The sequence below is a fragment of the Paenibacillus taichungensis genome (assembly GCF_013359905.1).
GTDB classification, from domain to species: domain Bacteria; phylum Bacillota; class Bacilli; order Paenibacillales; family Paenibacillaceae; genus Paenibacillus; species Paenibacillus taichungensis.
Genome location: NZ_JABMCC010000114.1, coordinates 51,262 through 64,881 on the forward strand (window position 1 = coordinate 51,262; position 13,620 = coordinate 64,881).

13 protein-coding genes are annotated in these 13,620 nt (G+C 41.0%); 2 read left to right on the plus strand and 11 right to left on the minus strand.

Annotation, left to right across the window (positions count from 1 at the left end; genetic code table 11):
* Positions 1 to 17: 17 nt before the first annotated feature.
* From HP548_RS19320 to HP548_RS19350, 8 genes are all read right to left on the minus strand, one after another.
* On the minus strand, positions 18 to 1,058 hold the full coding sequence (locus HP548_RS19320) for an NADH:flavin oxidoreductase (RefSeq protein ID WP_175382553.1): 1,041 nt from the start codon (positions 1,056 to 1,058) through the stop codon (positions 18 to 20).
* 206 nt (positions 1,059 to 1,264) lie between these two features.
* A complete protein-coding gene (locus HP548_RS19325; protein WP_175382554.1) occupies positions 1,265 to 1,840 on the minus strand; it encodes a TetR/AcrR family transcriptional regulator in 576 nt (191 codons plus the stop codon).
* Between the two features lie 98 nt (positions 1,841 to 1,938).
* Positions 1,939 to 2,502: a GNAT family N-acetyltransferase gene (locus HP548_RS19330; protein ID WP_175382555.1), complete on the minus strand. Its 564-nt coding sequence runs from the start codon at positions 2,500 to 2,502 to the stop codon at positions 1,939 to 1,941.
* A gap of 158 nt (positions 2,503 to 2,660) precedes the next feature.
* Positions 2,661 to 4,634: an elongation factor G gene (locus HP548_RS19335; protein ID WP_217504758.1), complete on the minus strand. Its 1,974-nt coding sequence runs from the start codon at positions 4,632 to 4,634 to the stop codon at positions 2,661 to 2,663.
* A gap of 217 nt (positions 4,635 to 4,851) precedes the next feature.
* Positions 4,852 to 5,712 (minus strand): nucleotidyltransferase domain-containing protein, encoded by an 861-nt coding sequence (locus HP548_RS19340; protein ID WP_246318131.1) that lies wholly within the window; start codon positions 5,710 to 5,712, stop codon positions 4,852 to 4,854.
* Complete coding sequence (locus HP548_RS33420) at positions 5,600 to 5,929, minus strand: nucleotidyltransferase domain-containing protein (protein WP_343054892.1); 330 nt, start codon at positions 5,927 to 5,929, stop codon at positions 5,600 to 5,602. Before HP548_RS33420 ends, HP548_RS19340 begins: the two co-directional genes overlap by 113 nt.
* A 156-nt stretch (positions 5,930 to 6,085) precedes the next feature.
* Entirely contained in the window at positions 6,086 to 6,352 is a 267-nt protein-coding gene (locus tag HP548_RS19345) for a CD3324 family protein (RefSeq protein WP_175382556.1), read from the minus strand.
* A 305-nt stretch (positions 6,353 to 6,657) separates the two neighbouring features.
* Positions 6,658 to 7,323, minus strand: a complete 666-nt coding sequence (locus HP548_RS19350) for a GntR family transcriptional regulator (RefSeq protein ID WP_175382557.1) — start codon at positions 7,321 to 7,323, stop codon at positions 6,658 to 6,660.
* Positions 7,324 to 7,502: 179 nt separating this feature from the next.
* Here HP548_RS19350 and HP548_RS19355 point away from each other — a divergent pair, with 179 nt between their 5' ends.
* Positions 7,503 to 8,036: a YbhB/YbcL family Raf kinase inhibitor-like protein gene (locus HP548_RS19355; protein WP_063567472.1), complete on the plus strand. Its 534-nt coding sequence runs from the start codon at positions 7,503 to 7,505 to the stop codon at positions 8,034 to 8,036.
* A 451-nt stretch (positions 8,037 to 8,487) separates the two neighbouring features.
* Positions 8,488 to 9,891 carry an MFS transporter gene (locus HP548_RS19360; RefSeq protein ID WP_175382558.1) on the plus strand — a complete coding sequence of 468 codons (1,404 nt, stop codon included), beginning with the start codon at positions 8,488 to 8,490 and terminating at the stop codon, positions 9,889 to 9,891.
* A 478-nt stretch (positions 9,892 to 10,369) separates the two neighbouring features.
* On the opposite strand, the gene HP548_RS19365 is transcribed toward HP548_RS19360, so the two are convergent.
* The 3 genes from HP548_RS19365 to HP548_RS19375 all read right to left on the minus strand — a co-directional run bounded on the left by HP548_RS19365 (position 10,370) and on the right by HP548_RS19375 (position 13,474).
* Positions 10,370 to 11,395 carry a stalk domain-containing protein gene (locus HP548_RS19365; RefSeq protein WP_099859104.1) on the minus strand — a complete coding sequence of 342 codons (1,026 nt, stop codon included), beginning with the start codon at positions 11,393 to 11,395 and terminating at the stop codon, positions 10,370 to 10,372.
* Positions 11,396 to 11,909: 514 nt separating this feature from the next.
* Positions 11,910 to 12,929: a DUF4367 domain-containing protein gene (locus HP548_RS19370; protein ID WP_175382559.1), complete on the minus strand. Its 1,020-nt coding sequence runs from the start codon at positions 12,927 to 12,929 to the stop codon at positions 11,910 to 11,912.
* Entirely contained in the window at positions 12,890 to 13,474 is a 585-nt protein-coding gene (locus HP548_RS19375) for an RNA polymerase sigma factor (protein WP_099859107.1), read from the minus strand. The genes HP548_RS19370 and HP548_RS19375 overlap by 40 nt, the downstream gene beginning before the upstream one ends.
* Positions 13,475 to 13,620 lie beyond the last annotated feature (146 nt).

A 13,620-nucleotide genomic window follows, 5' to 3' on the forward strand; every position in this document is an offset into this window, starting at 1 on the left:
AATGAGAATAACTGCAATTAAGTAAGTACGGTCATCGCCTCTCTTGTAAATGGAACCAGATCATCGGTGCGTCCTTCTTGAATTTTCTTAGCCCATTCAGGGTCGACCAGAAGAGCGCGTCCTACAGCTACCAAATCAAACTCATCATTCTGAAGTCGTTGTACCAATCCATCGATACCGACGTTACTTGCGCCCTTACCTTCTGTGAACAGACTTGTAAAGTCACCATCAAGACCAATCGATCCAACAGTAATTGTCGGTTTGCCAGTCAGTTTTTTGGTCCATCCAGCAAAGTTCAGATCAGATCCTTCGAATTCCGGCTCCCAGAAACGGCGTGTGGAACAGTGGAAGATATCGACTCCTGCTTGAACCAACGGTGCGAGAAGCTGCTCCAGTAATTCCGGTGTTTCAGCCAATTTAGCCTGATAATCATCTGTCTTCCATTGAGATAAACGCAGTACAATCGGGAATTCCGGTCCGACTACTTCACGGCAAGCCTCAATCACTTCAACTGCAAAACGTGTGCGAGCCATCATATCTCCACCATAACGATCCGTACGAGAGTTGGTTTTCTCATACAGGAATTGGTCGATCAGATAGCCGTGTGCTCCATGGATTTCAACACCATCGAACCCAACGCGTTTCGCTTCTGAGGCTGCTTGTGCGAATTCCTGAACGATTGTAGCAATTTCAGCTTCCGAATAATCATTAACATGACCTTTGGCTCCCATATGCCAGATCTGTGGAATAATTCGACCGCCAGCTTCATGTACTTCAGATACAACATGTGCCCAACCATTCATTGCAGCTTCGCCATAAAAGTGCGGCACATTAGCTTGATTGGATGCATCTGGATGATTAATTATTGTTCCTTCTGTCACAATAAGCCCCACTGCGTTCTCTGCTCTGCGGCGGTAATAGCCCGCAACATTCGAACCCGGGATACCGTCCGGAGAAAATTGACGCGTCATCGGCGCCATCACGATCCGATTGGATAATTTCAATTGACCTAACTCTATAGGCTGGAACAATGCTTCTATGGATTGAGAATAATTCATAATAACCTCCAAATATTTAGTTTTATATAAGTCGAACTAGGAGATGTTAAACAGCTACCAGCCTGGTTAACAGCTAGACGTTACTTCCAAATGAATCAATACACGATTTTTATCGAAAAGCCCCACCTCCTTCAAGGTTTCGTGGTGTATTAATCCGCCTTAAATTTATTTTTGACTTCGCAGTCAAGAATTTAACAAAAAAAAGATCAAGACATGATCATGCCAAATGAAGTACGCAGAACCGTCTCGATCTGTTCACGGGATGAACCTGATTTCTCCATAACTCTCACACCCAGGATGGTGTTATTTAGATAAGATGCAAGCTCTATACTCGTATACCGGTTGGAAATTAACTGTTGTTGCTGCCCGCTACTTATGATCTTCTCTAATACCAGTTGAATCTCTTCTGCCATGAGCTCAGCTTCGCGTGTGACTTGCTCGTCCTCTGTTCCGAATTCAAGGGATGCATTCACAATTAGACAACCTTGGCAGCCAATTTCATCGTCTAAAAGGGACTCTCGTAAGGCATCCAGTTTATCACCGGGAGACGAATCCAAGGCTTCAATCTCCTTCAGTTTCGCTATAACCTGTTCACGGTAAAGTGCCAGCGCCTTCAGGAACAATGATCGCTTGTCTTTAAAAACACAGTACAAACTTTGCTTTTTGACTCCTGTAGTACGCGTAAGGTCCTCATAAGAAGTTGCTTTGAAGCCTTGATTCCAGAACACTTCCATAGACTGGTATAATACACGATCGACATCAAATTCTCTTGGTCTGCTCATGGGATTAATATATCAGTTATTGACCATGCAGTCAATAACTGATCATTTTACGTCAGCTAATCTATACGGAAATTTCCTGCTGGTCCCTTGAATGCAGTCTAACTCTTCCGGTAAGCAACCTTGTGAAAAGCATTAATATAACGAAACAGTGCTTCACCATCATCAGGCACATGCGTGCTTTTATCCAGCGGAAACATCATTGCCTGATACGGCTCTGGCACCATTCTATATTGATGGACATAGGAGGTCAGGATGAACCCGTTACGTTGCCAGAACTGAATGCGTTCCTGATGAGCCTCCGTTGTCCCGGACTCCGCCTCGATAATCATACCTTTGATCCCGTGTTCCCTTAACGCCCAGGCTCTGAGCTGCTCTAGCATCCAGGTCCCTATGCCCAACCCGCGCAGCTTCTGTTCAACCGCGAGGTAATCGATGATCAGAATGCGGTCCGCAGCCTTCCCCTCCAGTCCAGTAACAGCCATCGCAACCACTTCTCCATGATGCACGCCCGTGTGTAAACAACCAATTCCCCGGTCCAGCATACTGCGCAGAATCGCTTTGGTCTTAGCGCCGCTTTGAAAAGCCTCATGATAGATTCGCTCCATCCGCGCCCACAATGCTTCATCCCACTCCTCTATAGTAGTAAACTCTAATTCCAGCATCTCATTCGCCTCCAGATTTCTATCATAACAAATCCCGCCTCTGCTAATAACAGTGTTAAACGTTTGTAGAAGGCACTCTACTGTCTAGTTCTTTTATAAATGAGTCAAAGAAAAAGCAGTGTACACCACTTGTACGCTGCTTTTAACTCGCTTTTTGCTTACACCGAATTCAAAACATGTAAGAGATATTCCTTCCGATTTAATGGATTATGATCGTATCTTGTACATGATGGCACTTCACCATCGAAGGGCTCATAGCCATAGAATTCGGATAGCAATACACCTTCACCTTGGGTCCAACCCGGAAGTTGGTTCTTGAATGACTGAATATTCTTAATCGGGATCATGCCATATATCATAAATACCTGGTCATTCTGAATCGGATCCTGATAGGTTGAAGAGGCTTGAGTTAGTTTAAATAAAATCCTACTTAGATAATTAGCAGGAACCTCTAATTCGAACCGATGAATGGGTTCATAAATTTGAGTAGTTGCTTCAGCTAGTGCTCTCATTAACACAAGAGGCGTTAATTTTCGAAAATCACTAGCTGTACTAACTGCACTTGCATAGGCGGTATCCGTAAGTGTCACAATTAGATCGCGAACTTCCCAACCATATAGTCCTTGCTTAAGCGTCTCATAGACGGTTTCTTCAATTGCCTTATGAAACGATAAAGGTAGGGAGCCGAGCTCTACTTCTAAATGATATTCAATACCGGTTGAACGAGGATTCGGGTCAATACGAAAGCCTATAGTACTATAAAATGGGTTTCCCTTGTCTCCCATTCTCTCAACTGCCTCCCCTGTAAAGATAGGCTTTTCAATATAAATAGGCTGTGTCTCAAGAAATTCGATATCGATTTGAGCGTCTTTTTTCAGTTGATCCCGAATCACTTCTTTTTGAATTTCACCATAAAGATGAATAGATAGCTCCCTTTGAAGAGAATTCTGTTTGATATGAATAAATGGATCCTGTTCGGCTAATTTTTTCAATGCTCTGAATAAATGAATGGTCTCGTTTTCGTCAGAGGCTTTGATCGTTGTTACTAAACTAGGCGGCGAGAACAGGGTTTCGGTCGTTTCATTGGAAGGAACACCGATATCATCGCCAACCTGGCAGTCTGTTAGACCCATAATTTTTACGATATCTCCACTTGCAGCAATTGTTCCATCTGTTGTTTTTCCAGAAAAGAAGTGCTTCAACCCCGTGACCTTGTTGGTAAATTTGATAATTTCTCCTGTTTGATTCATCCGATAATAGGTAAGACTCTCACGTATTTTGATTTCACCAGAGAAAACTCGTACGTAAGCGATCTTTTCGTCGTTTTTTCCACGTTCAATTTTAAAAACTCTCCCTCTTGTAAAAGGAGTATTTTCATAATGAACGGAAGAATGGCAATTCTGTATGGCTGTAATCAAATGGGGAATGCCCCTACCAGTAATTGCTGAACCAAATAGCACCGGATAAAGCTGTGCTTGCTTGAACTGTTCTAGAAACTCCGATTCAAAGTCATCAGGGGCTAATTCTTCAGAGCTGTAAAGATATCGTTCGAGAAAGCGTCCATTATTATCAGCTAAACGATTTGCTAGGCCCTCCATAAATTTCTGATTATTTTCCGTGAACAATTCCATATGCGCAGCTGATGTGCCGATATTATAAACAAAGCCCATTGCTAAAGCATGGGGTGTCAATTTATCATGGATTTCAGTTAGTAACGATTCGTACCTAGCACCCACACGATCAATTTTATTGATAAAAAAGATTGTAGGGATTTTCAATTTAGCAAGTGTCTTCATCAAAACTCGTGTCTGAGTTTGAATACCTTCGACAGATGAAATGACAAGGATGACTCCATCTAATACTCGTAAAGCCCTCTCAACTTCAGAGATGAATTCGGGGTGACCTGGTGTATCAATCAAATTCACTTTCACATCATTAACCGCAAAAGAAACGACAGCAGATTGAATGGTAATTCCTCGTTGTCGTTCCATTTCCATAGAATCTGTTTGCGTATTTCCTTTATCTACACTGCCGATTTCAGATATGATACCCGTTTCAAAAAGTAATCTTTCAGTTAAACTCGTCTTTCCTGCGTCTACATGCGCAAGAATCCCTATATTTATATTTCTCAATCGTTATCATCCTTTTTTTCATATTATTCTCCTTTTGTATAGTCATAGTATTTTTTTGCATACTATTCACGCTCCTTATATGTAATACTCTTATTATACTTTTTATGAATTTTATTACAAACCTTCAACATCAGATTCGTTATCCATCTAAATAAACTCAAAATGAAAAAGACCGTTAAGAAACTAATTCTTCACGGCCCTTTCTTTATAAGGTAGGTCAATGATTCATATAATAGTCATATAGTTGCTCGAAGGTTGTAAAGCGTTTCACTTCTCTGCCAACCTTATCATACTCGTCTAGATATTCATCCATCACTTCAAGGAACTTCTCTTTCATTACTGGTAAATCACTTGCATCAAAGTACTGCATAAGATCAAATTTCTTGGTCCCCTTCTCCACAGCCATTTCATCAAGATACCCTTGTGCTCCAAAGGCCGAAAGAAAGACGTAGGAAGCATCATTTGTTGTAACACTGTTCAAGATTTTATTGTAGTAGTTGCACCACAATTCTTCGTATGTTCCCCTCAGATTATCAAAGTTAGGAGTAGGTTTAACAATGAAGTTATCGCACATCGTACTATGTAACCTTGTAACGCTATTCAACATTTTAAAAGATGCTATTCGGATATCTTCAATGGTATGAGATTCGATGATTGACATGTATAAGGATTCGAGATCATCCGGAACATAGCGAAACGAGCGTATCTCTTCCAAATATCGCTTGATTCCTCGTTTGATACACGTGTTATTCATACTGACCAAGGCATTAACTAGATTGTACAGAACGTCGGCAGATGCATGTCGCACTGAACCGATATCTTCACCTAGCATCGTATCGCTGTATGCTTGCTTAGCCAGATCGATCCATTTTTTTGCTCGATTAAGACACGCTTCTCCTATCGGGCTCGTAAGTGCATCAAGAGCATTTTGCCTGAAATCATTCAATTTCTCCAAATCCTCAGGTTTAGCATAGTAGAGTATTTTGAGCTCGGTTAGGCTCGATACGTTGGGACTCTCTAATGTGGATTGCTCTTGTATTCTTGAATGGCGTGCAATAGATGTCATATCCAACGTCATCCAAGATGAAGCAATCGGATATTCCCCATCCCCTCTCTGTATTGTTGATAATAATCAAATCAAGATCGCTCTTCTCGTGAAAGTCCCCGGTGCTAAATGAACCCGTAAGCCCAATAATGGCGATATCGTCTAGAAAATCTCTTTTTGCGCGTTCGATAACCATGTTAATCAACAGTTCATTTTTGCCCAGCAGCTTCTTCTTCATGATTTCGTTCATTCTTTACACCCCTTCATACAAGCAGGCCGTTCTTCATCCCAACAACCTTAACTTGAGTCTATCGATGTAGAGGTGCGGTTTCTATGTATAAGTTGATTTAATCCATCTTTGCACAAAACCCGCTAAACCGTCGATACGACCATTTAGCGGGTTTCATTAGTTCTTACTATAAACAATTTTCTTTATGCTTTCGTAGGACAAGAAATACTGAGCCGCCAAATCCTCTATGCTGACTCCATTGCGAAACAAGGGTTTGATCTCAGCGTTTCGAGCAGAGACCCTACTTTTGCTTTGTGTTGTCTCGCCCCATTTTAGGTGTGCCTCTTTGGGTTTGGGGATATAAATCAATTCGCCTTGAACGTATTCCTGAATGATACGTAGCAGTTCTTCGGGAAAAACAAACTCGGCATTTGAATATTTCATGAGCCTCACTCCTTATTTAATAAATCAATAAGGTGCAAAGCCAGTTAGTAGAATATTACGATTTGTCGTTGGCAATGTGATTGTCCCCAAGCTCTATGCAAAGCATTGCCATATCCTTTACTGGCTTTGCATAGAGCCATGCATATAAGAACCCTACCCCGATTGTTTTCAATAGCCTCACCTCCATAGAAAATAGTTAGATTAACCAAGAAATCGCTAATGCGAATATTAAGTATCTCCGTCTCTATCCAATTCCCCAGGTAACCGATAAGTTTGGATTTAAACTTTTGAATCTTATAAACAACTTATTGGTTGTCGAATAAGACCTCTGCGGTTAGTTGGATGTGTGCTCTAAAGATCTGTGTAGCACGTTCACCATCGCGGCTAAGAACAGCATCTGCTAATGCCTTATGTTCAGCGATTCCATCCCGTACTTGCTGTTGCGGGGGGGAACAATGTCGATAAAATTCGCTCAAATCCCAAAGGTTACTGCAGATATCCAAGAGAACTGGATTCGGACATGCGGCAATAAGCTCGTAATGAAATTGACGATGAATCTCAGACCATTCTTCGCGGACAACAAGCTTTTCATTCCCTTCCTTGTACTCAGCCGTTTGCGATAGCTTGTGATGCACGGCAATTACATTGGATTCCCATGTGAGATCACCATAGGCGATGGATAGGCGTAAAGCTTCAGATTCATTGATTAACCTCGCTTGTATGATGTTGTTCAGCTCTTCCTCCGACGCCGTCTTTACTGAAAATCCGTGGTTAGGATTTTGCTGTACCAGACCCTGAGTCGCCAATCGCGTCAACGCTTCGCGAACAACAGCAACTGAGACTTCGAAAGCTTTAGCTAATTCCGCCACTTTTAATGGAGAGCCCGGTTCATATTGTCCAGTCAAAATATCGGATTGTAGTTTCTTCCTGACATTCTCGCTTAAGGTGGACGAACCATTCCTTTTGGCCATGAAACAGCACCTTCCTTCTTACACATTATAATTCTACGTAATTGTATGTAGATAGTTTACACCGTTATCAATAAAAAACAAACATTAAATTCGATAGTGAATTATAAAAACGATTATTGTTTACAGAATCGATTATTTAATATATTATCGAAAATGAAAATAAAAGGAGGTAATTTACAATGAACAACAATCCATTTTCCAAATTGCCAGAAGTAGCAATCTTTCAATTGGAGAGTAATGACATTATGGAGGGACATCCTCTACCGACCCAGCATTATTCGGAGATGTCAACACTAGAGGGAAGTAAAGATCTCTCGCCCCATTTGAAGTGGTCGGGTGCACCCGACGGGACAAAGAGTTTTGTCGTAACTGCATATGATCCGGACGCCCCAACTGGATCGGGGTTGTGGCACTGGGCCGTTATTAATATCCCCGCCAGCGTAACCGAGCTACCTACAGGCGCAGGTGACGAGTATTCCAGCGGTTTGCCGCAAGGCTCTCTACAACTACCGAATGATTTGAGACTCGAACGCTTTATCGGTGCAGCGCCTCCAGCGGGACACGGTCCTCATCGATATTATTTTGTCGTTCATGCGCTGGACGTCGAAAATATTAGTGTCGCCCCTAATTCCACGCCAGCTCTCCTTGGATTCACCATGCTGAGTCATACGCTGGGGAGAGCAGTTCTCATGGCAACAGGGGAAATCAAGTAAAACAAGATGTTGAAGATTAGGAAACAATGATATGAAAAATTCCGAGTATCTTATGCGTGTTTACGATTTTTTTTGCACACAACAAGGTTTGAAAAACAAAGTACTCCATACAATGCGGAGTCAAGTACGGAGGAAGTGGTGAAACTGAATGATCAGCCACATCATCATGTATGCCCCAATTGCCAGCAGCCAATTATAATTTTGAAACATACCGTCATTTGCGGCTGCGGGAGCAAGATTAAAAACAAAGTGAAATTTAAAATATATCCAGAAAAACTGAAAAGTCCTCATCATTGAGGACTTTTCAGTAAATTAGCGTTGACCATCTCTGTCAGCGAAGTATTTAAAACATTACATTGTAGGCTTAACCAGATGAAACTTTTATCATCAAAGGAATACAGGCTCGTTATTTCATCAATACAATTTTATCCTATAGAAATGAGGCATTCCAATGCAAACTAATCATAGCGTTCAAAAAAATAAAGGAGAATTATTACTTGGTTTACTTGTCTTTACACTCATCATATCCGTCATGAATGCAACCATGTTTAATATTGTACTCCCTAATATCAGTAAACAATTTCAAATTTCTTCATCGCAAGCGAGTTGGATCATCACAGGCTATATGATTGTGTATGCAATTGGCTCGGTAACTTACGGTAAATTGACAGACAGATACAGCTTGAAGAATTTATTGACGTTTGGCCTACTACTTTTTGCAATTGGATCTGTCACTGGCTTAGTGGCTAGTGAATATTGGATGGTCATTGTGGGGCGAGTTGTACAGGCAGCTGGTGCATCAGTCATTCCGGCAATTTCTATGATTGTACCCGTTCGTTACTTTACATCTGAAAGGCGCGGTCGTGCATTAGGTACCGTTGCAATCGGATTTTCATTGGGTTTGGCCTTTGGTCCGATCATTGCCGGCGTGGTAAGCAGTACATGGAACTGGCGGGTACTATTTGTAATCTCGCTTTTATCATTACTTACTTTGCCGATGTATCGGAAATATTTAGATGATGAAAAGGGGGTTTCCAGAAAAATGGATTATATTGGCGGAATACTTTTGGCCGGTACCATAGCCATTTTGTTACTGGCTTTAACAAACGGAAGTGTTTGGCTTGCCTTAGGCGGGATTCTTATTTTCATTTTTTTCGTACTACGTATACGCTATACTCCAAACCCATTCATAAACCCGGCCATATTTCGAAACAAACCGTTTTCATTCGGTCTAATTATTACTTTCGTCATGATCGGGATTGGCTTTGCCTTTCCATTCATTACACCTCAGCTACTTTCTTCTGTAAACCACTTGTCACCGGTTTTCATCGGAATAGTTATGCTGCCGTCGTCTTTAATGGCAGCGCTTTTGGGTCGACAAGGCGGTAAATTAGCAGATGATAAGGGAAATCGTTTCCTTGTGTTTACTGCAGCTGCACTTCTTATTATCGGTTTTCTCTCTTTGTCTTCAGTCGTTGGTATGTCGCCAGTATTTATAGCGATCTTTCTTATTTTTGGTGTTCTTGGTCAATCGTTCATGCAAATTGCAATGTCAAACACGGTTTCACGTACACTCTCAAAAGAGAATATCGGCGTAGGGATGGGCTTATTCTCGATGGTCACTTTTATCGCTACGGCCACATCAACAGCTGTTATCGGCAAAATACTAGACCTGGGCACATCGACCATTCGCTTAAATCCGATACCACAAAACAGTGCAACTTTTGTATATAGCAATATTTTCCTGACACTTCCCATTCTTATCGTTGCCGTAGCTGCATTATATTATGTCCAATTTAGGCGAACAGGTACAATGGTTAAGGACGAAAAGATGAATAGTGAACCAGTTACTTAGTAACGGTAATATGAAATGCTAGGTCAGATCGGGTTAGATAACTTCAATAATCAAATCTAGCCTGCTTAATCAAAAAATCTGCATACCAGTTCATTTAAAGTTAATAAGTGACATTCTTCTTGCTGAGAATTTATAACTCTTAGGTTCTATGCTGTTAATTAGAATCACACTTATTACGGTTTCTCTGTGCTGTCTGTATCGGCAAGGTTAAAGGCCATCCCTTTGTGGGATGGCCCTTCGGCTTTGTTAAAATATCGTATCCGTTAACACAAAAAGTCCATATCAATATAGGGAGTGTTATTTAACAAATTTTCATAGTAGAAGCGTCGGGCTTGCTCATCCCATTCGCTCCAATCAGGAGCGTTAAAATCTCTGCTTCTATAGAACGCGGCTAATACTCTAGCTTGCCTTATATTAATAAATAATGGGATTTTGTTTAACCAACTTTGACTCACCGTATTTTCCTTACAATAGCCGTCTATTTCTTCTCGAATATGAGTACCGTTTTAGGATTTGCCATGTATTCTACGGAAGATTCCAAAACATCGGATACAAAGCGTACCGGTACAAATGTACTGTTATTCTTCAACAACAACGGTGCATCAACGGATACCGTTTCTCCATTTACATTTGCTTTCTTCTCATTGACAGTCCAATGAATCGTCCTGCTGCCTTTGCGGATCGTTACCTCTTTTTTGCTTTGATCCCAACTCACTTCCGAACCTAACCACTTAGACACAAACCGAATGGGCACATACGTACGGCCCGAAGCAATAAACGGAGCATGGGTAAGTTTAAAGGGACTTTCCCAGACATAAGCGGTAGTACTGCCTATTACCAATCTCTGAAATTTTAGTTGGCTCTGGCGAGACGCTTCCCCATCTAGCTCATTGAGAATTTTAAGCGTTTTGGAAGGCGGGGGATCTCTCAGATCCAAATAGTTGTTGCTTAATTGCAAGAAGGTCACAAATCCTCCGGTATCATAATAATGATTGAACGTAAGATTGCGAATAGGTTCTAAATTCCATACCCGGTTGTTATCTAAGTATAAGACATTAAGAAATTCAAGAGATTTTAAAGGAGCTAGATCATAAACCAAATTTGACTTAAGGTCTAATTCGCTCAGCTTTGTCATCTTTTTCAAAGGATTAAGATCTTTGATCTGGTTTTCCGAAAGGTTCAATTTCGTTAACTTGGTCAGCTCTCTGAGTGGTCCAATATCCTTAATTTCATTTTGGGACAAATCAAGTTCCGTAATATTTGAAGCATATTCCAAGCCCGCTAAACGTGTAATCCCTTTTCCTTTAAGATTAACAACCGATAATGATTTCATATCTCTCTGCGTGACAGCTTCATTATCATCCTTTTGTAAGATGTCCTTGATTGCTTGATCCAACCGATCATCCTGAAAGCTTATTTCCAAAGTCTGCTCCATTGATGCCTGCCCAGGCAAACTAAAAAAAATGGCGAAGACCAGCAATAGCCCCGATAATATCTTACTCACTATATCTCAAATCCTCTCTTCTTGGTGTATAAGTTGCTGAATTAATCGGTAATAGGTTTGAATCTTATTCTCAACAAAGACAGGATCAGCAAAAGTGCGATCTAGGTAATGCTTTACCCCTCGATACAACAGCATAATCACCATTCTCTTCATCTCTTTGCTAAAGTTCTTAGTGATGAGAAAGTTTTGATCCATTTTAAATGGGATCATGTTCTTGTCTCTTGAAATTCATCTTTTAAACCGTTGAGCCGGACTTAACTCGCTCACATTTCTTCATATGAAGGCAAAGGAAAAAGCACCCCGAAGGAATGCCTGTCCTTTCGACAGAATGCTGTAGCGGTGTCGGAAGTTTGTAGTTTTTTAGCCATGAAAAAATCCCCTCGAGGCAAGTTTGACTCCATATTAACAGATGTCTTGTTTCTCTTGTCTACTATAAGGGGATAATACCATTAGTACCCTTCAGTAATGCAGAATTCATATCTAAAGCTAGCTTGTCCCTTTGTGGTTTAGAACACTAACGAGACGTAAGCATCTCTTCAGCTATTTTGACCAGATCCTCTTTACCTAGATTGCTATCCGCATTATTGGATATTTCATACAACAATTGATTGTGATCGTCCCTCCATCCAATCCGATGGTAAGTAACGGAATTAGTTTCCCTATCCCTGTTATCAGATTGAATATAATAGACCTCATTACCTTGAATGTTCAGCTTCTCGGCTTTAGCCTGATCGTCCTGGAAAATGGTCACTTTGGAGTCGGGGAATATTCTTGTAGCCGTTACAGTTACAACGTTCTTCCCCTTTACATAGCGTGCTAAAGAGAAGTCGGCCTTGTTCCAATTCAGTTTTTGAATATACACCCGTTGCCCATCCGAAGAAGATTCAGCTTGTCTTTTTAGTTCGTCTGTTAACTTCAGGTAAGCAGCATCTGCGAGATGGTTTGTATACAGATCGGCAGGATAAACGTATCCGTAATCAAACTGGTACCCTTGAGGAAGATGCGTTATTGATTTTAAAACTGGAGCCTGCGTCCGCGTAATTTCAGCTTGTAAACTGCTAAAATTAGAATATTCGATCCATTTATATTCAAATTTTACGGGATTTAATTTATCCGCGTTGTTAATTAACTCATCTTTGAGATAATAGGCTACATAATCTCCAGGTTGCAACTGTTCTTTAATCTGATTTGTGTAAAAGCCCAGTCTGTTCGTGTAATTTGTAACAAAGTCAGTCGGCTCTTTGACGACGGCAGTATTTAGTACCACCTCTCCTTTATTGTTAAGGAATTCAATATATTGTGAGGCCGCATACCCTGTCACTGATACTCCAAGAACGAACATAGCGGTTAGCCCGGGAACCACGACTCTGTGACGAATTCGTGCTCTGGCATCCAACCCTCGCTTGTGAGCTGCCAGCTTACGCACCCGAGTCATGACTTTGTCAGTGACATCAAAATTCCGAAACTCCTCTTCGTTCAAAAGATCCATTTCTTTCAGATTTTCGTTTTGAGAAGTACGTTGTAATTTTGGCATAGTTCTTCCTCCTTTGGGCTCATCCATTTTTTGAGTTTGATTTTGGTTCTGGCAAACTTTTTCTTGACGGCATCGGGACTTTTATTCAAAATTTCACCTATTTCCGCAAACGATTTTTCTTCAAAAACGCGTAGAACCAGTAGGTTCCGTTCAACCACATTCAGTTTCCCAAGGGCCCGGCTTAATGGTTCGTTAAACAGTTGGCGATCCAGCATCTCTGCTGGACTAATGGCAGATTGATCTTGAGCTATTAGTCTGAATTTCCATTTCTGTTGCACTTTTTTTCGACGGATTATGTTTATGCAGTGATGATAGGCCATTTTGTAGAGCCAGGAGGAAAAATTCACCTCAGGCTTATAGAGATTTATTTTCTCATAGGCCTTAACCAGAACGTCCTGAACAGCATCCTCGGCTTCCTGTTTGTTTGAAATAAGTCTCCAGCAATACATAAATATCTGTTTTTGGTATTTTTGAACGATATAAACGTAGTCCTGGATTTCGCCCGCTTGAACTCTTTTAATTCTGTATTCGGTTTCCTCATCCATGTTTCTTTAAGGCACCTCCCAGGTATTCGCGATGAAGTTTATATATGTATAACAAACGAGGTAGTTCTAAAGGGACATTTTTTAGAAATGTCTCGAAATTGTTGTTTAACCATCATACTTCATTGTCTGTGATACTAAATCGGTCT

Coding starts and splice junctions, on each gene's coding strand:
- HP548_RS19320 (WP_175382553.1), bottom strand. CDS start 1,058: ATGAATTATTCTCAATCCATAGAAGCATTGTTCCAGCCTATAGAGTTA.
- HP548_RS19325 (WP_175382554.1), bottom strand. CDS start 1,840: ATGAGCAGACCAAGAGAATTTGATGTCGATCGTGTATTATACCAGTCT.
- HP548_RS19330 (WP_175382555.1), bottom strand. CDS start 2,502: ATGCTGGAATTAGAGTTTACTACTATAGAGGAGTGGGATGAAGCATTG.
- HP548_RS19340 (WP_246318131.1), bottom strand. CDS start 5,712: ATGACGTTGGATATGACATCTATTGCACGCCATTCAAGAATACAAGAG.
- HP548_RS33420 (WP_343054892.1), bottom strand. CDS start 5,929: ATGAACGAAATCATGAAGAAGAAGCTGCTGGGCAAAAATGAACTGTTG.
- HP548_RS19345 (WP_175382556.1), bottom strand. CDS start 6,352: ATGAAATATTCAAATGCCGAGTTTGTTTTTCCCGAAGAACTGCTACGT.
- HP548_RS19350 (WP_175382557.1), bottom strand. CDS start 7,323: ATGGCCAAAAGGAATGGTTCGTCCACCTTAAGCGAGAATGTCAGGAAG.
- HP548_RS19355 (WP_063567472.1), top strand. CDS start 7,503: ATGAACAACAATCCATTTTCCAAATTGCCAGAAGTAGCAATCTTTCAA.
- HP548_RS19360 (WP_175382558.1), top strand. CDS start 8,488: ATGCAAACTAATCATAGCGTTCAAAAAAATAAAGGAGAATTATTACTT.
- HP548_RS19370 (WP_175382559.1), bottom strand. CDS start 12,929: ATGCCAAAATTACAACGTACTTCTCAAAACGAAAATCTGAAAGAAATG.
- HP548_RS19375 (WP_099859107.1), bottom strand. CDS start 13,474: ATGGATGAGGAAACCGAATACAGAATTAAAAGAGTTCAAGCGGGCGAA.